This window comes from Lysinibacillus sp. GW823-FHT06C08, from assembly GCF_058795135.1.
On record NZ_JBXAHN010000011.1, the window covers coordinates 112,221 to 133,680 of the forward strand.

A 21,460-nucleotide genomic window follows, 5' to 3' on the forward strand; every position below is an offset into this window, starting at 1 on the left:
TCCGGGTGAAAATCCAGCTTTTTTAGTGGATTTTTACCTTACTATCTCATCCCCTATATAGCTATGAATCCTTTGTTGGAGAGGAGTTTTTTGTTGAAAAGAGTCACAATCGAAAATGTCTCGAAGCAGTTTGGTCAGTTGTATGGTGTGAAAGATGTAGATCTCGAAATAAAGGCTGGTGAATTCTTCACTTTTCTTGGGCCAAGCGGCTGCGGCAAGACAACTACTTTGAGAATGATTGCCGGTTTTTATTACCCAACTAAAGGTAAGATTCTATTTGATGAACAAGATGTCACTCGGCTTCAGCCAAATAAACGCAATATCGGTATGGTATTTCAAAACTATGCCCTTTTCCCTCATATGACAGTAGATGAAAACATCGCATTTGGTTTACAGGTTCGTAAATTTTCTAAAACTGAGATTCAGCGCAAGGTAGATCGAATTAGAAGACAAGTACATCTGTCAAATTATGGGGATAGAAAAATAAATGAGCTTTCTGGTGGGCAACAGCAACGTGTGGCTTTGGCTCGAGCTCTAGTAATTGAGCCAGATATTTTATTACTTGACGAACCATTATCCAATCTAGATGCAAAGTTACGTGAGGAAACACGTATTGAAATCAAACGGATTCAATCTGAGCTTGGTGTCACGACGATTTATGTTACCCATGATCAAATGGAGGCTATGGCGATGTCTGACCGAATCATGGTCATGGAAAACGGCTATATCAAGCAAATTGGGACTCCTCAGGAAATATATCACCGACCTGTAGATCGCTTTGTAGCTAACTTTATTGGCGAAACCAATTTAATTGAGGGCATATTAGAAGCAATTGAAGGCGAAGAAATACAAGTGAAAACAGCAAATGGACATATTTTTACTGGGCGAAAGCAACAGAGCTCTCCAGCATTAACGCATATGATTGGAGACAAAGTATTTATTTCAATACGTCCAGAATCTATTCATTTGGGGACTGGGGATAATACATTAACAGGAAAAATAACCTTTGTTGAATTCACAGGCATTAGCGTCAATTACATTGTAGATTGTAACGCCTTTTCACTTAAAGTAATGCTTATTAATTCTTATGACCAAATAAAAAAGATTGGCGAGGATATTACCATTCATATAACGCATGACTCGCTGTATTTTTTAGGGGAATAGGAGGAAGCCAATATGGAAAAGCAAACTGTCAATGCTTCTCAAGAAAGTATATGGACACGAATCTTTCATTCCAATTGGTTCATCTATATATTAATATCGCCATTATTTTTAGTGTTGTTCGCCTATGTCGTCTATCCCTTCTATCAAACATTTACTCAAAGCTTTGCTGGTGATGAACCATTCCTTCACTATAAAAAATTTTTCAATCTAGCAAGCCCAGCAAATTTAGAAGCTTTGTGGACCAGTATTTATATTTCTAGTATTAGCGTCCTTTGCTGCGCTATCGTTGGAGTAACTATGGCTTTTTTACTCGAACGCTATAACTTTCCTGGGAGACGAATACTTTCCATTTTAGTATTGGTCCCTATGGCACTTCCCCCCCTAGTCGGTGTGCTATCCTTTTCTTTTTTGTACGGAGATAGTGGTATTTTCCCTCGAGTCTTTCAGCATTTATTCGGTTTAGATCATGTACCCTTTTCATTGAAAGGGATTTGGGGAGTCATCGTTGTTCATACTTTCACCATGTATACTTATTTTTATTTAACCGCATCTGCTGCCATCAAGGGGCTAGATCCAGCTCTTGAAGAAGCGGCAACTAGTTTAGGTGCAGGGCGTATTCGCGTGTGGACAAAGGTTATTTTACCCATGCTGACCCCTTCCATTGTTGCTTCCTCCTTATTAGTGTTTATGATCTCTATGGCCTCCTATACGGCACCCTTAATGTTTGGTGTAGAACGAACTATGACCATGCAAATCTACTTATCTCGTACTAATGGCAATCTTGAGATGGCCGCAACTCAGTCGATGATACTGTCCTTTGTCTCTATTACATTTTTAATGATGATGCGTTGGTATCAAAATCGCCGAAATTATCAAAATCTCAGTAAAGGGATAAGTGTCCATCGCTCGGAGGTATCCTCCAAGAAAATAAAAATAGCGGCAACTATTGCCTCCTGTATCGGCACGTTGATTTTGATCTTACCGATATTAGTGCTGATATTAATATCCTTTTCTGTTGATGGGGCATGGAAGACTCAAATACTCCCTACAGACTATACACTGGATCATTATATGGCTCTCTTTACTGATGAGCGTACATGGCGACCTATTTGGAATTCTATACAGATGGGTATCGTCGCAACATTTGGCAATATTATCTTTGGTGTTGCCGCAGCATATGCGATGGTCCGCTTAAATTTTAAAGGAAAAACATTACTCGACATTTTAATAATGGTACCTTGGGCTCTACCTGGGACAGTGGTAGCAGTCAATTTAATCGCCGCCTTTAGCACGGAAAACATCTTTGCCTTTAATCAAGTATTAATCGGGACATTTTGGATTTTACCATTAGCCTATTTCATCCGACATTTGCCACTTGTTTTCCGGTCAACCTCTGCCTCTCTCGTACAACTAGATCCGTCAATTGAAGAGGCATCACGTGGATTAGGCGCCAATTGGTGGTATACATTTAGACGCATCGTCATACCTTTAACATTCACCGGAATATTAGCGGGAACACTATTAGCCCTAGTACAAAGCTTTGGTGAATTTGTTGCATCCATACTTATATACAGTACATCTACTATTCCATTGTCTGTTGCCATATTCCAAAAATTGTATGCATTTAAATTTGGGACTGCGTGTGCCTACGGTGTCTTACAAATTTGCTTAATTTTAGTTGTCCTTATTATTTCTGAAAAACTATCAAAAGGCAGTGCTGGTACAGCTATTTAACTGCTAATCTATTAGGAGGCCATGATAATGTTTGAAGATTTTCGCAACAAAACGCAGCAGGAAGATGGGATGATTTTCCCTTCTAACATCTATCGGAAAATTGTGTTACAGCCAGCCTATGAAGAGGCAAAGAAAAATTTTCTAACTATTATGCTACAAATTAATATAGCTCATTTAAAAATGTTAGAAGAACAAGGACTTGTAAAAAAAGAGGAAGCGAAACAAATTGGGGCAGCACTAAAGAAAATAGATTTAAATTATTATCGTTTAGAAGATTATAGCCCCCAATACGAAGATTTATTTTTCCGCATTGAAAATAAATTAATAGAGCTTGCTGGCGACGTTGCTGGAAATCTTCATATTGGACGCAGTCGTAATGATATGGGCATCGCCATTTATCGTATGACACTAAGGCAAAAATTACTGTTATTAATGCGAGAGCTACTAACATTGCGAGATGATTTAATCGCAGCTGCTGAGGAGCATGTAGATACTATTATGATTGGCTACACGCATACGCAACAGGCTCAGCCTACAACCTTTGCCCATTATTTAAAGGCTGTCATTGACCAGCTTGAACGAGATTTTGAGCGCATGCAGCATGTCTATAAAACTGTTAATCGTAGCAGTATGGGGGCTGCAGCCTTAACTACAACAGGATTTAATATAAATCGAGAACGGATGCGTCATTTGTTGGCATTCGATGATATTATCGAAAATGCGTGGGATGCAGTGGCTGGAGCTGACTATATTGCTGAAGCAGCAAGTATTGTACAGCTTGCTGCACTCAATCTTGGCCGGACCTCTCAAGATTTTTTATTATGGGCTACACAGGAGTTCAATGCCTTCACACTCGCAAGTCCATATGTTCAAATAAGCTCTATTATGCCCCAAAAGCGTAACCCTGTTTCAATTGAACATACGCGTTCATTACTATCGGCTGTTGTTGGAGATGCAAGCACCGTGTTACAGATGGTACATAATACACCATTTGGAGATATCGTCGATACTGAGGATGATATGCAACCCTATTTATGGCGTGCCATCGACCGCTTAGTTGGGATTTATAAATTATTTGGCTCACTTGTTGTCACAATGGATGTGAACAAGAAAAAACTAAGAAACCGTGCAGAGAACAGCTTTGCCAATGTTACTGAGCTGGCTGATACATTAGTACGTTCAGAGGATATTTCCTTCCGCCAAGCACATAGCATTGTTAGTAAATGCATTAAAGTACTACTTGCTCATAGTGAGGAATCGCTAGCAAGCCTTACATGGGGACTCGTGAATACTCAATCTAAATTGATTACGGGAAAAGAATTAAATATTTCAGAAGAGGATTTTTATAAAACCTTACAGCCAGAGTCTTTTGTTGGTGTTCGAACACTACCAGGTGGCCCAGCTCCCGCCACAATGAAAGCAGCACTTGAACATGCCAAAATGAATACGAAAAATCTTTATGAATGGATTCAATTAAAGGAAAGTTCCATTATTGAAGCGGAGAAAGAATTAACGATTTTTCTTGAGGAATGGAGCCAATGATGAAATGGCTTCTAGTTATTGATGGTGGTGCGACAAAAACGGCATGCGCAGTCGTTCACGCGGAAACTGGTGTTATGGAATATTCAGCTTCAACAAAGGGCTCCAACTATCAAGCCATTGGTATGGAAGCAGCTACAGTGATATTACATGAGCTTTTAGCAAAGGTAGAAATTTTTTTGCAAAAGTATCCCTGCTCTCAAATTGCTGTAGCTACCTTTGCCTTAGCTGGGATTGATTCTCCAAAAGACAAAGAAATAGTTACAGCTATTGTTCAAAATGCCCTATCAGCCACACAGCTTTCTATTGCTACTCTTATTATTGAAAATGACGCTGAAGCCACACTACTTGGTGTGACTGCTGGACAGGCAGGTGCATTACTCATTGCTGGAACAGGAGCAATCGCTTACGCCTATGATGGACAGCAAATCGTTCGTGCTGGAGGCTGGGGACACCGAGCTGGAGATGAAGGTAGTGGTTATTGGCTAGGGCAAGAAGTGGTAAGAGCCATCTTTAAAATGGAAGATGGTCGAGGTGAGACCACTATTTTAAAAGAGGCTGTCTATCATTCCTTAGCTATACAAAATGTAACCGAGCTCGCTGAATGGTTATTTCAGCCATCCTATACAAATGCACAGTTGGCCAAAATGGGGGCATTTGTTGCTCAAGCAGTTGAACAACAAGATGCTTGTGCCATTCAAATATCACAACAGGCAGCTCACGAATTGGCTCTTTTAGCAAAAGCCGTGTTAACAAAGATAGGCTATCAGAATGGACTGTTTCCTCTTTACTGTAATGGTGGTGCCATCAAGTATAATCCACTTATTTTAAAAACATTTACAAATATATTAGCAGTAACGCATCCGCAGATCTCCATTTCTCTTTGTGAGCAGCAACCAATTGATTATTTAATTGAACGAACAAAAAGGGCCTTTGACTGTTGATAAGTCATGCCCTTTTTGTTGTCCCCATTTATAGGGCCATTTTCTTCAACTCATTCGTTGTGAAATAAAGATAGCCATCTTTCACAAATAAATCCTTCGTATCTTCTCGGTTTAGGGACTGTTCCCCGCTACCATCTGGACGAATCTTTGTTAAATAAGCGCCTCGGGAATAATTACTATAATAGAGCCATCCATCTGCATAAACGACGTATTGTACACGGGAATTTGTTACTCGTTTCGTTTTACCCGTCTTCATATCAAGCACATACAGCTTATTGTCATCAGAGATGTTGCTAAAATATAATTGATTGTCAACCTGTGCTGGGAAGTCTATATCATGATAGTAGCTATAGAGTGTACTCGTTGCTTTAGGATAATCTTCAGCAATCCATGAGTGGTCTTTTGCCATTGTGCGGTCGTCAACTAAAAAGTATTGGTAACGAATGGCCCCCTTACGATCTGGGACTGGATCATTCCACGTTGTGTCAAGGTGATACCATTGTCCACCTAACTTCACTAAATTCCACGCATGTCCTTCTTGACCTACATATCCTACAATATATTTCGTTTCAATCCCTAGCTTTTGTAACATGGAGTGAGCAAGTAAAGCATAGCCCTGACATACCCCTCCGCGCTCTGCAAGAACGGTATAGGCGCTATGGGGACTAGAATTTGTTTGGTCGGTATAGGCCGTATTCGCCACAATATAATCATTAACGGCTCGTACCTTTTCTACGTCTGACATAGATGTATTACTAATTTTGGCAATGATTTCTTGGACATTCATCTCCACGTAAGCAGCCTGTTCTGGGGTCATTAAATAGCTTTGCTCCCCAAATATTGTTGCCTGGTTTCTTCCATATTCAAAACGAATTGAATGTTTACTAATATGGCCATACACATAATCGTCTCTTTCGATGGCATTGTTATAGGCCTCTTCTACAATTTGTTCAATTCGTTGTGTATTCCCTTTATACTGAATTTCAAATTTCGGTGAGAAACTACTATAATACGCATACATTGCATCAGTCATTTCCTTAACGTTTGTCACAACTAACTTTGTCTCTGGCTTCTGAATTGCTTGAGCAGTAGGTGCTACCTCCATATCATGCATGTCTTCTATAGGTATGGCCGTTTCTATTGAGGCATTGTCTGAAAGTCTAGCGGTTACATCAACGATTTTTTCCTTTGTTGAAAGAAGCATTGTTTCTATCTCATCATTATTTGTCCATTCCGCTATCTGCCGGACAACTGCTTTACCTGCCGTATAAATGGGGTCAATGAAAACAATGATGATCATAATAATGGCTAATTTCTTCCACAAACTCCTCACCTCCAACCGTCTTCTTCTATTCATTATATACAAAAACAAGCACAAAGAACCCGTTCAGAGTCCTTTTATGCCTGTTAATAATTGTTTATTGACTTAATGGAAGTTTATGCTCTTTGGCATTCATGTTATAGATTAGATAATTGTCACTAATCTTTAGATTCGTTACTGGCTGTTTGACCAACACCTCAGCCTTTAATGTTTTCAGATTTAGTTTTGTTAAATAACCGCTGTTGCTATAATCACTATAATATAGATTTTGGCCCATTCCAGTAATATACAACGCTCGTTTATCCAACACTTTTGTTTTTTTACCAGTTGCCATTTCTAGCTTATATAATTTATCGTGATCAGCCGTATTACTAAAATAGACGACATTATTTAATGGATACGCAAAATGAACATTGTGCATAAAGCTATATTTAGTGCTTGAGGCCGCAGGATAATCTGTCTGAATCCAAGAATGATCCTTCTTAAGCACTTCATCCGTCACTAAAAAGTAATCATAGGATGCAGCACCAATGCGATTGGGTAGTGGATCATTCCATGTTGTATCCAAATGGTACCATTTGCCGTCTACCTTTACCAAGTTCCAAGCATGGGCCTCATTTTCATTCACAAATCCCACCACATATTTTGTTTCAATTCCACTCTGTGACAGCATTGCCTGTGCAGCTAAGGCATAACCTTGGCAAACAGCTTGTCCTTCAAATAGCAAAGCATAGGCACTATGGGGACTTGCCTTTGTTTTAGTACCATAACTAGTATTCGATACAATATAATCATTAATAGCTTTTACTTTATCGAATTCAGTCATAGTGGGCTTTATAATATTTTTCAATACTTGACCAATCTTTTTTTGTACAGCTGCTTCTTGTGTTTGATTTGTCAGGTACTTTATTGTATAGGATACGTTCCCTAAAGAATCTGCGGAAATTGTTGTGCTTTCCATATGTCCGCTTGCGTATACAGCCTGCTTTTTAGCTTGATCAAAAGCAGCCATAATCTCTTTTTTGAAATCACCCATCGGACCAGTATATGTAATGTTAATATCCGTTTCAAAACTATTAATTTTCTTTATTAGTTCTTTTGTAAACTGCTCCCAAGTTGTGACTGTTGAATTTGCTACAACAGGATTTATTACGGATTTAGTCTCCTCTTGTTGTGCATAAGCCGCAGTCGGGCTTAACATAAGTAAAGTAGCGCCACATAATAACCATTTCTTCATAACACAATCACCTTCCCTTTTACGCTATCATTATTAGTTAGCATAACAAAGAAAGTGACTACTAGGCTATGAGACAAGTGCCCCAACTAAGACTTTCAACTAAAAAAATAAAATGATCCTTATAATATAAATTACCTAAAAATTGAATATAAGCGTCGATTATAACTACTAAATTGTAAAAAAATAAAACTCACTACATTCCAGTGAGTTTTTTTGACAATTAACGACTTTTTACTACTAAGTTAACCGCTTCCTGAATGGCCTCATTCATCTTTTCGCCATCCCCTTCCGCATTTTGCACACATTCCAATAAATTTGTACTAACAATCACACCAACCGTTCGGTCTACAGCCGAGCGGACGGCTGATAGCTGCGTAATCACTGCCTTACAGTCTTTTTCCTCCTCCATCATCTTCAAAATACCACGTAGCTGACCTTCCATCCGTTTCACCCGATTTTTTACTTGATCTGAATATTCCATAAACATGCTCCTTTTTTCTATACTCGCTACGTTCTATTGAGTAATTGTTATCCTAGCTCTTTATTTCAATTTTAAACCTTAATTATCATTGTTTTCTTGGTCGTAAATAATTCATAAGCATTCTCGTTATAATGGAGCTTGCATTTGTTATTTCATCATACTGAATAATGGAGTTCTTTTTTATTCGTAATTGCCCAATCTCTACCTCGAAAATAGAGCACTTTCGTTTAAGTGCAGCGATTAGCATATTTGTATCATAATCATAATGTTCACCTTTTACCTTCATTAGCCATGGTAATTCATTCATCGAAATATAGCGTAAACCCGTTTGAGTATCCATCAATTTCCGGTGATAGAGCAGTTCAAAAAAGAGACTTGTTGCACGATTTCCCCAATAGGAAAGAAAGGTACTATCGACCGAATGGAAGTTTCGCACGCCTAGCACAATACCTTCTGAAAAGACCTTCGTCATCGTTAAAACAAGCTTTACATCTTGTAATGTATGCTGACCATGTGCCCCTACTGTGAGTACCCCATGAAATATTCTTTTTTGCTCTCGTATATATGTAAAGGCTGTCTTTAGGGCACCACCTTTTCCAATATTGTCTCGATGCTGAAGGACTTGGCAGCCTTCTATTTTTTTTAGGTCGTCAAAAATCCCTTTATATTTCTGATCACTTCCATCATTGACAATAATAATTTGTGTAATGGTCGTTGCTAGTAATTGATGTACATAGGTAATGAGTGATTGTTGCGGATTATATGCTGGAATAATAGCTGCAATATTTTTCATGTCTATCCTCCACCTATAGGCTGTCAGGCTCTTCATATTGATGAATTCCCCTTATATCAAATAGTATCATGTAACAGCAACAATTCAACTGATGAATCCCATGAAAACATATCAATAATATCGATATTTCTCCGATATATGAAAAAAGAGAATACCACGAAAGAGGGTGAGTACGATCGTCATACATTATGAAATTCTTGAAGAACAATGTCATAAGTTAAGGCAATTTTCCTTCGCAACATTAGCTAAAAATTTACAGGAAGCTAGTTTTTTCGCCATTTCGAACCCTCTAGTTTCTTTACAAAAATCACTGCTAGTATTAGAGGAGATTTTATTTGAGGTTTATCAATTGGAAATGCATACTACACCCAAATTAAAAAATGTCCGCATGCTGTTAAATAATCGTAGTTTTACAGCCCAAATTCATCCTCGTCGAATTTTCCTATTAATGAATCTCGTCTATAAAATGACGAGCCATACTAGTAATGAACTTGTGGAGGCAAAGGCGGCCAAAATTGTTCTTGATTATATAACTGATATTGTTGAATGGTTTATGAAGCGCTATGATCGTAGCTTTAAATCGAATGTCGCTGATGAGAAAATTTTGATGTCGGATAACAACCTATATCAGCCGGAACATTCAACAGATGCTTATAAACATGCAGTTGATTGGTTCGAAATTGCGGCACAAAATGGTGACGCAAGTGCTCAATATAATTTAGGAGCGCTTTACAACCATGGGCAGGGGGTTAAAAAGGATTATACACTTGCGAAAATGTGGTATGAACGAGCCGCAGCTCAAAACGATCCCAATGCACACTATAGTCTCGGTGTCCTCTTTCATCTAGGACAAGGTACGGCACAAAATTATGGGGAGGCCGCTCATCACTACCAAATAGCGGCTGATTTAGGAAATGCAGATGCTCAGTACAATCTGGGTGTGCTTTATAATCAAGGGCTGGGCCTATCGCAAGATTTCAATGAGGCAGCCAAATGGTACACCTTAGCCGCGGATCAAGGGAATACCAGTGCACAAAACAATTTAGGATTTCTTTATCATAATGGGACAGGTGTAGAGCAGAGTTATGTGAAGGCCAGCACTTATTTTGAAATGGCTGCCTTAGCCGGAGATGCAAGTGCGCAATATAATCTAGGCTATATGCATTTGAAAGGTCGTGGCATTCCACAAAATTTTGCAGAGGCAGCCAAATGGTTCCACATGGCCGCTTTACAAGACCATATGAATGCAGAATTTCAAATTGCCATGCTCTACAATACTGGCCTAGGAATAGACAAGGACCATATTGAGGCTTTGAAGTGGTTTAAGCTAGCAGCACATAAAGGACATTTACATGCACAATATTACCTTGGTCTTCTCTATGAAAAAGAACAGGATATCGTATTAGCTGAGAAATGGCTACTCCTAGCTGCTAAAGAAGGACATATTAGTGCTGGCTTCGAGCTTGGGCGTCTATATGTTTATCAACTTCAACAACCAGATAAAGCTCTGCCTTATCTAAAGGCTGCAGCTGAAAAGGGTTATGTGGATGCTCAATACGAGCTCGGACTTTTATTAACTGTAGGAGCTGGTGTTCCTGTTAATTATCCAGAAGCCGTGCAATGGTGGAGAGCTGCAACTGATCAGTCTCATATTCAGGCTGAGTATCAATTAGGCCTATTATATGAGCAAGGATTAGGGGTTTCTATAGATCTGGAAGAGGCACGCCGCTGCTATCGTTTAGCTGCCATTCAAGGGCATGCGGGTGCTCAATACCAGCTCGGAAATTTATTTGATAAAGGTAAGGGTGTTACCCAGGATTACACTGAAGCTGCCAAATGGATTGAGCAAGCTGCCGCACAAGGGCATATAAAAGCACAATTCCAATTAGCACAAATGCACAGTCATGGGCAAGGCGTTCCAAAGGATTTTGCTAAAGCAGCCCAGCTCTATAGATTGGCTGCGAATCAGGGCCATCAGAAGGCACAATTCCAACTCGGTCTAATCTATAAAAAAGGGCAGGGTGTTGCCCAAGATTATCAAGAAGCCACAAAATGGCTGAAAAAATCACTTCAAGATATCCAATAAACATGAAAAACCTACCGCGTCACGAGCTTATGTAACACGGTAGGTTTTGCTAATTTTTCATATCTTCTTGTTGTTTAATCATAAATGTTACTACAATGAATAAAGCAAAGCTAATTAATAACGTAGTTCCACCTACAATAAAGAACACTAAAGTAAATGTGCTGCCAAAATTAAATGGATTGATATTGTAAAACCACATCCCTAATGTTAAGCCAAAAACACCAAGAATAGCTGTCCAACCATGTATATTCACTATTTTTTGTGATTTGACTTTAAAAGCTCTATAAAAAATACCCCATGCAAACATACTCAGCCAACCAACAAGTAAAATATGTGCATGTATCGGTCTATATTCGTAGCTACCTGAACCGGACATATGTGAACCTAGATAGGTTCCGATTAAAGCAAAAATGGCAGCCAAACGAATAAGGCGTATGCTCCACTTCTGTTCCATACGAAAACTCCCCCTTAGTTTGTTTCAACTAAGTAGCAGTCTATCGGGAGAACATGAACTTTACATGAACTCCTCATGACAAAATGGGGAGATCTATATATACCTTTGTCCCCGCATTGACTGCGCTTTCTATATGGACAGTGCCTCCATGTAGCTCTACGATTTGCTTGACAATTGCTAGTCCCAATCCTGTCCCTTGCTTCGTTCTAGAAGTGTCTGCTCGATAAAAACGGTCATAAACTTTTGCTAATTGATCTGCAGTCATACCTATTCCATTATCCTCAACAAGGATTGCAAGCGAAGCAGGTTTTTGCTGTAAATCTAGATGTATTTGACCTCCCTCCACATTGTACTTAATCGCATTTGTCAGCAAGTTGTCCCACACATTTTGTAGAAGCCCTGCATCTCCATTAAAAATAACTTGCTCCATTTTGTAAGTGATTTGGAGCTGAGCCTCTTCCATTTGCCAGCGATATTTTCGTACGCTTTCCTTTAGCTGTTCATCTAATCGGTAACGCTCACGTTTGATTATTCGTGTCGATTGATCAAGCGATGTTAATAACAATAACTGCTTCGTTAAAGTTGATAAGCGTTTTGTTTCCAATTCGATAATGGCTGCGTACTCCCGTCTTTCCTTCTCCTTCAGCAAAGGATTTTTTAGTAAGTCAACATATCCTTGAATATTTAATAAAGGGGATTGAAAATCATGCGATACATTACTTATAAATTCCTTTCGCACGCGATCATTCTCCTGTAATTTTTCTGTCATTATATTAAAACTAGTAGCTAATTGGCCTAATTCATCATTACGGTCAATGTCCAAAACGGTATCAAACTTTTCATGTGCAAGCTGTTGAGTTGCCGCTGTTAGCTTTGTAATGGGACGAATTAGTGCCTTAGCAAATAGTAGCATGGCCAGTAAACTGAGCACTATCATGACGAGCATTAATCCACCAAGCAATGTATGTACCTCCGAAAACAATAAGCGAATATCCGGTCTTACGAACAATGCATAGGACTTATTTTCATACGTAAATGGCACACCAATTGTATTAATTAACTCATTAGCAAAAAAGCCTGTTACAAACGTTTCTTTTGGAAAATCTCGCATACCATGATAGACCTCACCATTTAAAACATGCTTTACAACGGATTCAGACAAAGTCTTATCCCGATAATCGCCACCAAAAAAGTGCCCTTCCTCGCCAGTGGTTACATATATTTGATAGCCAATTTCGCCAAGTGTCATGAAATAATTATTTAAATCCTCGGGCTTAGCAGTCTCAATATATTGCGCAATCCCCTGTGCGATGACAACGTTTTTTGTATCGTTTTTTTCTTTTACGACTTGATGATAATATGTATTCGTCGCTAAAAAACCAATACACAAGCTCCCTATCATCACTAGCAATGTGGTCATTACAAATTTACTATATAAAGTCTTCATGACGTTGCCTCTAGCTTATAGCCAACGCCTCGTACCGTGATGATTTCAACAGCCGTATCAAAACGATTTAATCTTTCTCGAACCCGCTTCACATGCGTATTCAATGTTTGCTCGTCCCCATCATAGTCATAGCCCCATACTTGCTCCATTATATAGCTCCTTGTAAATACCTGGTTAGGACGTGATGCCAATAACGCCAGCAATTCAAATTCCTTTAAAGGTAAGATAAGTGTCTCTTCTCCAATAATAACCTCGAAGCTACGACGATCGATTACTAGATGGCCCACTTGGATGGTTATTTGATTTTTCTTATCCAATCTACGCAAGATAGCGGCTATACGAAATAATAATTCCTTTGGCTCAAAGGGCTTCACAACATAATCATCTGAGCCGGCTAAAAAGCCTCGCTCTTTATCTTCAAGCTCACCCTTTGCTGTTAATAATAAAACAGGAATATCGTAATCTTGTGTTAAAGTCTCGGTCAGTGTGAATCCATCCATCCCTGGCATCATCACATCTACGACTGCTAAATCGGGTAGATTCCCGTTAAGTAATGCTAGTGCCTGCTGAGCATTTTCCGCACGTAACACTTGATAGCCCTCTTTTGTTAAATAAATATTTACTAGCTGTAAAATATGCACATCGTCATCGACAACAAGAATTTTCATCTGCTTACCTCCAGTCAATATGAAAAAAATTCGCTCACTTGGAACGAATTTTTCATCATAGATCCTTATTATTTTATAACGAAAATATAGAAATCAACAGCAATAAGAGAAAAGGTAACCCAATGACAATATATCCTCTTGGATTGGCAAGGTTCATCGTCCACCCTACCCCAAAACGTTTCTCTACAAAAACAGAAGGATCCTGACGATTCATATAAATTAAACCGCCCTTCCAATAACGATCTTCATCCACATCCATGACCTGTGAATCAATATTTTTTTCATAGCGAACTCTATATTTGCGCTTTTTCACAACATAAATTAAAAGAGAACCGACTACAACAGCTAAAAATAAAACAAATAGCGGTAATAGCTTATAGCCTACAGTCATGGAAGGATAAATATTACTAAGTTGTAGCACCGTTAATAACACTGTTATAGCATAGCTTACTAATAAAATTTGCCAGCTCATAAATTTTCGAGTTTTTAGCTGATCCTCTAGTGATTCCTCCTTGCGATTTACCGCTATTTTGATGGCAGAACGCTTTATCGAATCAGTAATGCCCCACATCATGAATTGCATCATAAGCATAACAAGAGGCAATGAAATGGCCGTTAAATACGTCTTGCTTTTCCAAGCATCTGCCTCTCCACTTGGTCCCCAATGTACAGCTATATTAGCTGGCATTTGATCGTAATGAAGGATTGTATAAATAATTAAAAATCCTGATATCACTAAGGGCACAGCAAAGAATGACCAAGGAAGCATCTCATCACGGCTTCGTGCTGTGAGATCGACTGCACGTACCTGTTTAAGATTTACGCCCCACTGCTCCTGCCTTTTTAAGGCTGATATCTTTTGGTGATATACCCAGTATAGCCCCATACTCACTGTAAGCATGCTCCATAAACAACCGAGTAAAAACATACCTTGAATGGATTCAGAAGTAAGCAAGTTGTAACTAATAATCATAACAATTAAAAACACCACGCCAGTGCCTCCGACTATTTGGGCGTAACGTTTTTTCACATTAGCTAGGGCAGTATGCTTAATATTTTGATCTGGCACAGTGACCCCAAAAACAATGGTCTCACGTACAATAAAAGGAACGATTATTTGTAAAACTAATGTCATGATGTAAATAGATATAAAAACACCAAGTAGCATATTGCTACACTCCCTCTGCTGGAATATGCAAGTCTGCGAACACCTTTTTCATCATGTGCTCAATTTGTTCTACTGTTGCGCCGAGCACCATACCTTCTGCCACAACAGGCTTTAAATTCTTTTCAATTTGTCGTAATTGTTCTGGCGTCAAAGCCTTCTCCTCTGTTGAACATATAATGGCTCCCGATTTCGCGCGTATAGCTATTATGCCTTTAGCCTCTAATTCATGATAGCTTTTATTTACAGTATGCATATTAACGCCTAAATCAGCAGCTAAACTCCGAACAGATGGCAAGGTCTCTCCTTGCTTCATATCTCCTCTTGCTATCCCTTCAATGATTTGACGTGTCACCTGCTCATAGATGGGAACGTCAGATTGCGGCTCTATTTGAATAAACATGTTTATCAGCTCCATATTTGTTATATGTTTAGTATAACAAATATTTTTCAAATGTACATGAAGGACAAACTATTTATAGTGAGCGCTTAATCGTCTCGATAAAATTTTGCACCAGCAAATTTTGCTTTTCTTTTTTTCTCGTACAAATGGAAATTTTATGTTTAACGGGATGTATATCTTTTATATAGACCCTTGCCAATTGCCCACTCTCGACATATTCCCTAACTGCCAGGGATGAAATAAAATTGGCTCCATATCCCGCTATAACAGAACGTATGGTTTCATTGATCCCATTAAATTGTAACGCAATTTTTGGTGGCTCTACTTGGTACGTTTGACATAAGGAAAATAGATGCTCTCTCATCGAGCTCCCTTTCTCTCTCATAATAAATGGCTCCTGAAACATTTCAATTAATGTAATAGTTTGATGAGCATACCTATGATGGGGTGACACCACAAACCATAGTTCATCCTCATATAATTCCTCCCACCATATTTCTTTAGGTCTCTCAGAAATTCCTCCGCCATAAATGGCAATGTCGGCTTTATAGTGTATTAGTTGCTCAAAGGCATCCTTTGTATTGGTAGTTGTAATCATTAAATTTACATGTTCATTGGCTGCCTTAAAAGTAGCTGCCCATTTAGGAATTAAAAAATTGGCTGGTAGATAAGTAGATACTATATGTAAATCCCCTGCTTTGGCAAGGCGATACTCTTCTACAAATGTTTCTATATGCTGTTCAAGGGCCATCAAATGTTGAGCCTTCTCCGTTAGAGCTATGCCAAACTCGGTAAGTACGACCCCTCGCCCCTGCTGCTTAAAAAGTTGTACGCCTAATTCATGCTCAAATCGTTTAATTTGGCTCGAAACAGCAGGCTGGCTTATACATAATAATTCTGCCGCTTTTGTGAAACTACCAGTAGTAGCAACGTGATAAAACAATTTTAAGCCATGAATATTCATCATTTTCTCCTATCCATAACATTTAGTTATATATGAATAATTATAATATATTTTTTTTATGATTCATTTTATCATACACTCTAAATGCAAGCTTGCACTTTTTAAATGACATAGAAATGAGGGCTGTACGATGACAGAGTTAAATGTTTGGCATAATGTAGACAATTATTTTACGGATAAACTTCTACCAGATAACAGCTGTCTTACCGCTGCACTACTGGCAAATAAAGCTGCAGGTATACCTGAAATTGATGTATCCCCAACTCAAGGGAGATTTTTGTATTTACTAACTAAATTGAAAGGAGCCGTTAATGTATTAGAGATTGGCACACTTGGTGGGTATAGCAGTATATGCTTAGCTCAAGCTCTTTCAAAAGAAGGGAAAGTGGTGACTTTAGAAATTAATGAAGACTATGCCTCTGTCGCTCGTAAAAATATACGACATGCAGGCTTAGAGGAAAAGATTGAAATTATCGTCGGTCCAGCGTTGGATACATTGCCAGACTTGAAAAAAAGGGGACATTTTTTTGATGTCATTTTTATTGATGCAGATAAGCCCAATAATCCTGAATATTTAAAGTGGGCAGTAAAGCTAGCGAATTCAGGTGCTGTTATTATTGCGGATAATGTAGTGCGGAATGGTGCTATCACAGATATAAATAGTATGGACGAACGTGTTAGCGGCGTACAGCAATTTATAGATCTGCTAAAAGAGGAGCCCCGTATTGAAGCAACAGCAATACAAACGGTTGGCGTCAAAGGCTATGATGGCTTTGTCCTGGCCATAGTCAATTAATATAGAAAAAATCCGCGTAGCCTGGAAAAACAGTTACGCGGATTAATTAAAAAAGATGTCTTATAAGCTCCCCATCTAAGCTCGTAGGACATCTTTTTCCTCTAAATTACTTTTATAATTAGACCCCTTTAATACAATTGTGCTCATCTCACTAGTAACGGGGGAACAGACCCCGTCATATTTTACTTTGTAGGAAAGCTGAATATGTTTTTAGTGGATTTTCATTTACGCTAATTTTTCATAGCCTGGAAGTGTCAAGAATTCCGCGAATTCATCTTGCTCAATTAAGGATTTAAACAGTTCAGCGGCTTCTTCAAAGCGACCACTGTTATAGGCTTGTTCCCCAACAGCCTCTTTAATTTTGACAAGCTCTTCTTCCAGAATTTCAAGGACAAACGCTAAAGTAATGCCGCGCCCATCATCTAAAATACCTTTTGGATGTCGAACCCACTGCCACACTTGTGTACGAGAGATTTCTGCTGTCGCAGCATCCTCCATTAAATTGTTAATTGGTGCAGCTCCATTACCACTAAGCCATGAAGCAATATATTGTACACCAACACTACAGTTAACACGAAGTCCCTCAAGGGTAATTGTGCCCTCAGGTACAGCTACTAAATCATCTGCAGTAACTTGTACATCCTCACGCTTTTTATGAATTTGGTTGGGGGTCGTCATAATGGCATCAAATTGCTCCATTGCTGTTGCCACCATACCTGGGTGCGCTACCCAAGTACCATCATGCCCCTCTGTTGCTTCACGTCGCTTATCTTCAGCAACCTTTGCAAATGCCACCGCATTCGCTTCATCATCATTTTTAACAGGAATTTGTGCAGCCATCCCGCCCATTGCAGGTGCGTTCCGCTTATGACAAGTTTGAATACATAAAGATGTATAAGCCTTCATGAATGGGACGGTCATTGTAACTTGACCTCGGTCTGGTAAAATAACATCCGCTTGATTACGAAGGCGTTTAATATAACTAAAAATATAGTCCCAACGTCCACAATTCAGACCAGCTGAATGTTCACGTAGCTCATATAAAATTTCATCCATTTCAAATGCCGCCAAAATGGTTTCGATCAATACAGTAGCTTTTATAGTGCCCTGTGGAATGCCAATATAATCTTGGGCAAATACAAAGATATCATTCCATAGACGAGCCTCTAAATGGCTTTCAAGCTTCGGAAGATAAAAGTACGGCCCCGTTCCTTTTGCCAGTGCATTTTTTGCATTATGGAATAGATACAAACCAAAGTCGAAGAAACTTCCAGAAATCGGTTCATCATGAACAAGTACATGCTTTTCAAGCAGGTGTAAGCCTCTAGGACGAACTAGTAACACGGCTGTTTCAGCATTTAGTTTATACGTTTTTCCATTAGATGCTTGTGTAAACTCAATCGTCTTATTAATAGCATCACGCATATTAATTTGACCACCAATCATATTTTCCCATGTTGGAGAAGAAGCATCCTCAAAGCAAGCCATAAACATCTTTGCTCCAGAGTTTAAAGCATTAATAACCATTTTACGGTCAACCGGCCCTGTAATTTCAACACGCCGATCCTGCAAATCTTGTGGAAGAGGTGCAATTGACCAATCACCTTCACGAATATGCTTTGTTCCAGGTAAGAAATCTAGTTTCTCTCCCGCATCTAGACGCTTTTGGCGTTTCTGACGAGCATTCAATAACTCTTTACGGCGAGCATCAAATTTCTCGTGCAGGGCAAGAACAAACTCAAGAGCTTCAGGCGTTAAAATTTCATTTGTATGCTCATTTTGTTCTCCAACAATTTTAAGCTTACCTGTCGTTGCTTGTTTCATTAGTTGTTTACCCACCTTTGCGATTTTAGTTTTGTCTTCCTCCGCTTTAGGAGGAGCGGAGGAGACTACTCTATGATTATGAATTTAGGAAAACACGCATTTTTTATACGAACTGTTCAGTTTCTGTCGATCCAGCCATTGCCGTTGTTGAAGAAGTACCACCTGAAATAACTTGGGAAATTTCATCAAAGTATCCAGTACCTACCTCGCGTTGATGGCGTGTCGCTGTATAACCCTTAGATTCGGAAGCAAACTCAGCTTGCTGTAGCTTAGAATATGCAGCCATACCATTATCTTTATAATCATGTGCCAACTCAAACATAGAGTGGTTTAATGCATGGAATCCTGCTAAAGTAACAAACTGGAATTTATAACCTAGCTTACCAAGCTCACGCTGATACTCTGCAATTTCCTCTTCTGAAAGATTTGCTTTCCAGTTAAATGAAGGTGAGCAGTTGTATGCAAGCATTTTACCTGGGAATTCCGCATGAATAGCTTCTGCAAATTCACGAGCTTCATCAAGAGATGGTTTAGAAGTTTCACACCAAATTAAATCAGCGTATGGTGCGTAAGCTAAGCCACGAGCAATTGCTTGTTTGATGCCTGCCTTTGTACGGAAGAAACCTTCAGGAGTACGTTCACCAGTAATAAACTCTGCATCACGTGGGTCGATATCTGAAGTAACCATATCCGCAGCATCAGCATCTGTACGAGCGATAAGAATTGTATCAACACCCATAACGTCAGCCGCTAATCTCGCAGCTACTAAATTACGTACAGCGTTTTGTGTTGGAAGTAAAACTTTACCGCCTAGATGACCACATTTCTTCTCTGAAGCTAACTGATCTTCAAGGTGAACACCAGCTGCCCCTGCTTCCACCATGCCTTTAACAAGCTCAAATACATTAAGAGGTCCTCCAAAACCTGCCTCTGCATCTGCTACAATTGGAGCAAACCAGTCAAATTGGTCGACACGTCCTTCAGCATGATCAATTTGATCTGCACGTTGAAGTGCTTGATTAATTCGTTTAACTACTGCTGGTACAGAATTGGCTGGGTATAGTGATTGATCTGGATACATTTGACCCGAAAGGTTTGCATCCGCAGCTACTTGCCAGCCTGATAGATAGATAGCTTTGAGTCCAGCTTTAACTTGCTGTACCGCCTGATTCCCCGTTAATGCCCCCAATGCATTAATAAACGGCTCCTCATGTAATGAATTCCATAGTCGAGTAGCACCTTTTTTTGCCAAAGTTTGTTCAATTACTACAGTACCTTGTAGTTTAATAACCTCTTCAGCCGAATATGTGCGTTCAATACCAGCCCAGCGAGGGTTTTCAGCCCATTGTTTCTCTAAAGCTCCGATTCTTTCTTGACGAGTTGACATATTGAAATTCCACCTTCCCCTTTGTGTACAATATACTCTGTTAAAAAACTTTTAAACCACTGTTCCATAACAGGTTTATTTGTTGTAAATTAATATATAACAGAGTATTTGAATTTTCATTATTTTTTGATAAAAGACCAAATTTTTATGACAAAGCTATCCTTTTTTGCGACGAAATTTGGATGGTTATTTACAAACAAGGGGGATATTCACAATGAACAATGAATTAAAATCATGTGCAAAAGATATTTCAGAACAATATATTTCAATGTTGAGCGATTGGATTCCTACTGATTCATCCATTGCAATTGCCGTTAATAATTCTTATATCTTTATTCAACCAGGGCATCCGAGTATCCATTTAGAAATGGGTCAACAAGTGTTACCTGGAAGTATTGCCGATCAAGTATTGCGCACACAGAAAAAAACAGAAACAATTTTAGATAATTTGTCATGCGATACACCCTTTTACGGTATCGGCTATCCGATACTCATTCAGGATGAACCAGCAGCTCTAGTAGTCATACTGCCATCTACTTTCACTACTAAAAAGACAGAACCATTTGAGTTTATAACAGGAAAACAAGATGAAGAATGGAATCCTGTAGCCATTAATAAAGTATCGCATATTGAAAGTCTTCAAAAAAAGACATGGTTTTATGTAGAGCGCGAACAATTTAAAACGAGCATCACCCTTAAAGAACTTGAAATAAGATTACCATCATACTTTATTCGTATTCATAGATCCTATATCGTAAATATTTATTTTATAAAAAAAATGGCGCGTGATTTGACATCAAACTTTATTATTACATTAATGGATGGTAGTGAATTACCAGTGAGTCAATCATATATCAATAACTTGAGAAGTGCGCTTAAGTTTTAAATATATTAGCTGTCTTACTCCAGAGACAGCTTTAATTTTTTCTGTTGAAAACGAAAAAAGACCAGAGAAAAGATTCTCTGGTCTTTCTAGTGCCTAGCGACGTCCTACTCTCACAGGGGGAAGCCCCCAACTACCATCGGCGCTAAAGAGCTTAACTTCCGTGTTCG

At 38.9% G+C, this 21,460-nt stretch carries 19 protein-coding genes and 1 rRNA gene; 7 read left to right on the top strand and 13 right to left on the bottom strand.

Translation table 11 applies throughout. The features are described 5' to 3' along the window. Nucleotides 1-93 precede the first annotated feature (93 nt). From AC1Q6O_RS20485 to AC1Q6O_RS20500, 4 genes are read left to right on the top strand one after another with little or no spacing between them, the layout of a single operon-like run. A complete protein-coding gene (locus tag AC1Q6O_RS20485; protein ID WP_089986860.1) occupies nucleotides 94-1,164 on the top strand; it encodes an ABC transporter ATP-binding protein in 1,071 nt (356 codons plus the stop codon). Nucleotides 1,165-1,176: 12 nt separating this feature from the next. Further along, on the top strand, nucleotides 1,177-2,898 hold the full coding sequence (locus AC1Q6O_RS20490) for an ABC transporter permease (protein ID WP_089986859.1): 1,722 nt from the start codon (nucleotides 1,177-1,179) through the stop codon (nucleotides 2,896-2,898). A gap of 27 nt (nucleotides 2,899-2,925) precedes the next feature. Then, a complete protein-coding gene (argH, locus tag AC1Q6O_RS20495; RefSeq protein ID WP_089986858.1) occupies nucleotides 2,926-4,440 on the top strand; it encodes an argininosuccinate lyase in 1,515 nt (504 codons plus the stop codon). After that, nucleotides 4,437-5,381 carry an N-acetylglucosamine kinase gene (locus AC1Q6O_RS20500; protein WP_089986857.1) on the top strand — a complete coding sequence of 315 codons (945 nt, stop codon included), beginning with the start codon at nucleotides 4,437-4,439 and terminating at the stop codon, nucleotides 5,379-5,381. Before argH ends, AC1Q6O_RS20500 begins: the two co-directional genes overlap by 4 nt. Nucleotides 5,382-5,409: 28 nt before the next feature. Here the strand turns inward: AC1Q6O_RS20500 and AC1Q6O_RS20505 are convergent, their stop codons facing one another. The 4 genes from AC1Q6O_RS20505 to AC1Q6O_RS20520 form a co-directional block, all read right to left on the bottom strand. After that, nucleotides 5,410-6,705 (bottom strand): transglutaminase domain-containing protein, encoded by a 1,296-nt coding sequence (locus tag AC1Q6O_RS20505; RefSeq protein WP_239355403.1) that lies wholly within the window; start codon nucleotides 6,703-6,705, stop codon nucleotides 5,410-5,412. 94 nt (nucleotides 6,706-6,799) lie between these two features. Next, the gene (locus tag AC1Q6O_RS20510) at nucleotides 6,800-7,939 is read right to left on the bottom strand and encodes a transglutaminase domain-containing protein (protein ID WP_089986855.1); all 1,140 of its coding nucleotides are present in this window, start codon (nucleotides 7,937-7,939) and stop codon (nucleotides 6,800-6,802) included. A 220-nt stretch (nucleotides 7,940-8,159) separates the two neighbouring features. Further along, nucleotides 8,160-8,420, bottom strand: coding sequence for a metal-sensitive transcriptional regulator (locus AC1Q6O_RS20515; RefSeq protein WP_004233098.1), 261 nt, complete (start codon nucleotides 8,418-8,420; stop codon nucleotides 8,160-8,162). An 85-nt stretch (nucleotides 8,421-8,505) separates the two neighbouring features. Beyond that, nucleotides 8,506-9,213, bottom strand: coding sequence for a glycosyltransferase (locus AC1Q6O_RS20520; RefSeq protein ID WP_089986854.1), 708 nt, complete (start codon nucleotides 9,211-9,213; stop codon nucleotides 8,506-8,508). A gap of 166 nt (nucleotides 9,214-9,379) precedes the next feature. On the opposite strand from AC1Q6O_RS20520, the gene AC1Q6O_RS20525 reads away from it, so the two are divergent. Then, the gene (locus AC1Q6O_RS20525) at nucleotides 9,380-11,299 is read left to right on the top strand and encodes an SEL1-like repeat protein (RefSeq protein WP_239355405.1); all 1,920 of its coding nucleotides are present in this window, start codon (nucleotides 9,380-9,382) and stop codon (nucleotides 11,297-11,299) included. 49 nt (nucleotides 11,300-11,348) lie between these two features. Here AC1Q6O_RS20525 and AC1Q6O_RS20530 read toward each other — a convergent pair whose 3' ends face one another. From AC1Q6O_RS20530 to AC1Q6O_RS20555, 6 genes are all read right to left on the bottom strand, one after another. Continuing rightward, nucleotides 11,349-11,753: a hypothetical protein gene (locus AC1Q6O_RS20530; protein WP_089986853.1), complete on the bottom strand. Its 405-nt coding sequence runs from the start codon at nucleotides 11,751-11,753 to the stop codon at nucleotides 11,349-11,351. Nucleotides 11,754-11,826: 73 nt separating this feature from the next. Continuing rightward, on the bottom strand, nucleotides 11,827-13,200 hold the full coding sequence (locus AC1Q6O_RS20535; RefSeq protein WP_089986852.1) for a HAMP domain-containing sensor histidine kinase: 1,374 nt from the start codon (nucleotides 13,198-13,200) through the stop codon (nucleotides 11,827-11,829). After that, entirely contained in the window at nucleotides 13,197-13,868 is a 672-nt protein-coding gene (locus AC1Q6O_RS20540; protein WP_036148215.1) for a response regulator transcription factor, read from the bottom strand. The genes AC1Q6O_RS20535 and AC1Q6O_RS20540 overlap by 4 nt, the downstream gene beginning before the upstream one ends. A 73-nt stretch (nucleotides 13,869-13,941) precedes the next feature. Then, entirely contained in the window at nucleotides 13,942-15,036 is a 1,095-nt protein-coding gene (locus AC1Q6O_RS20545; protein WP_492402084.1) for a DUF1648 domain-containing protein, read from the bottom strand. 4 nt (nucleotides 15,037-15,040) lie between these two features. Further along, a complete protein-coding gene (locus tag AC1Q6O_RS20550; RefSeq protein ID WP_089986850.1) occupies nucleotides 15,041-15,436 on the bottom strand; it encodes a GntR family transcriptional regulator in 396 nt (131 codons plus the stop codon). Between the two features lie 73 nt (nucleotides 15,437-15,509). After that, on the bottom strand, nucleotides 15,510-16,400 hold the full coding sequence (locus tag AC1Q6O_RS20555; protein WP_089986849.1) for a LysR family transcriptional regulator: 891 nt from the start codon (nucleotides 16,398-16,400) through the stop codon (nucleotides 15,510-15,512). Between the two features lie 130 nt (nucleotides 16,401-16,530). Here AC1Q6O_RS20555 and AC1Q6O_RS20560 point away from each other — a divergent pair, with 130 nt between their 5' ends. Then, a complete protein-coding gene (locus tag AC1Q6O_RS20560) occupies nucleotides 16,531-17,196 on the top strand; it encodes an O-methyltransferase (protein WP_089986848.1) in 666 nt (221 codons plus the stop codon). A 225-nt stretch (nucleotides 17,197-17,421) separates the two neighbouring features. Here AC1Q6O_RS20560 and aceB read toward each other — a convergent pair whose 3' ends face one another. Further along, nucleotides 17,422-19,020, bottom strand: a complete 1,599-nt coding sequence (gene aceB / locus AC1Q6O_RS20565; RefSeq protein WP_089986847.1) for a malate synthase A — start codon at nucleotides 19,018-19,020, stop codon at nucleotides 17,422-17,424. A 103-nt stretch (nucleotides 19,021-19,123) separates the two neighbouring features. Continuing rightward, entirely contained in the window at nucleotides 19,124-20,407 is a 1,284-nt protein-coding gene (aceA, locus tag AC1Q6O_RS20570) for an isocitrate lyase (protein WP_107922604.1), read from the bottom strand. A gap of 214 nt (nucleotides 20,408-20,621) precedes the next feature. Between aceA and AC1Q6O_RS20575 the strand changes: the two genes are divergently transcribed. Further along, entirely contained in the window at nucleotides 20,622-21,293 is a 672-nt protein-coding gene (locus AC1Q6O_RS20575) for a LytTR family DNA-binding domain-containing protein (protein ID WP_089986845.1), read from the top strand. Between the two features lie 91 nt (nucleotides 21,294-21,384). On the opposite strand, the gene rrf is transcribed toward AC1Q6O_RS20575, so the two are convergent. Beyond that, nucleotides 21,385-21,460: ribosomal RNA gene (rrf, locus tag AC1Q6O_RS20580) — 5S ribosomal RNA — on the bottom strand; the annotation flags it as partial.

Excerpts from the sequence above, each read along its gene's own strand:
- AC1Q6O_RS20490 (WP_089986859.1), top strand. The coding sequence starts at position 1,177 with ATGGAAAAGCAAACTGTCAATGCTTCTCAAGAAAGTATATGGACACGA.
- argH (WP_089986858.1), top strand. The coding sequence starts at position 2,926 with ATGTTTGAAGATTTTCGCAACAAAACGCAGCAGGAAGATGGGATGATT.
- AC1Q6O_RS20500 (WP_089986857.1), top strand. The coding sequence starts at position 4,437 with ATGATGAAATGGCTTCTAGTTATTGATGGTGGTGCGACAAAAACGGCA.
- AC1Q6O_RS20510 (WP_089986855.1), bottom strand. The coding sequence starts at position 7,939 with ATGAAGAAATGGTTATTATGTGGCGCTACTTTACTTATGTTAAGCCCG.
- AC1Q6O_RS20515 (WP_004233098.1), bottom strand. The coding sequence starts at position 8,420 with ATGGAATATTCAGATCAAGTAAAAAATCGGGTGAAACGGATGGAAGGT.
- AC1Q6O_RS20520 (WP_089986854.1), bottom strand. The coding sequence starts at position 9,213 with ATGAAAAATATTGCAGCTATTATTCCAGCATATAATCCGCAACAATCA.
- AC1Q6O_RS20530 (WP_089986853.1), bottom strand. The coding sequence starts at position 11,753 with ATGGAACAGAAGTGGAGCATACGCCTTATTCGTTTGGCTGCCATTTTT.
- AC1Q6O_RS20535 (WP_089986852.1), bottom strand. The coding sequence starts at position 13,200 with ATGAAGACTTTATATAGTAAATTTGTAATGACCACATTGCTAGTGATG.
- AC1Q6O_RS20540 (WP_036148215.1), bottom strand. The coding sequence starts at position 13,868 with ATGAAAATTCTTGTTGTCGATGACGATGTGCATATTTTACAGCTAGTA.
- AC1Q6O_RS20545 (WP_492402084.1), bottom strand. The coding sequence starts at position 15,036 with ATGCTACTTGGTGTTTTTATATCTATTTACATCATGACATTAGTTTTA.
- AC1Q6O_RS20550 (WP_089986850.1), bottom strand. The coding sequence starts at position 15,436 with ATGTTTATTCAAATAGAGCCGCAATCTGACGTTCCCATCTATGAGCAG.
- AC1Q6O_RS20555 (WP_089986849.1), bottom strand. The coding sequence starts at position 16,400 with ATGAATATTCATGGCTTAAAATTGTTTTATCACGTTGCTACTACTGGT.
- AC1Q6O_RS20560 (WP_089986848.1), top strand. The coding sequence starts at position 16,531 with ATGACAGAGTTAAATGTTTGGCATAATGTAGACAATTATTTTACGGAT.
- aceB (WP_089986847.1), bottom strand. The coding sequence starts at position 19,020 with ATGAAACAAGCAACGACAGGTAAGCTTAAAATTGTTGGAGAACAAAAT.
- aceA (WP_107922604.1), bottom strand. The coding sequence starts at position 20,407 with ATGTCAACTCGTCAAGAAAGAATCGGAGCTTTAGAGAAACAATGGGCT.
- AC1Q6O_RS20575 (WP_089986845.1), top strand. The coding sequence starts at position 20,622 with ATGAACAATGAATTAAAATCATGTGCAAAAGATATTTCAGAACAATAT.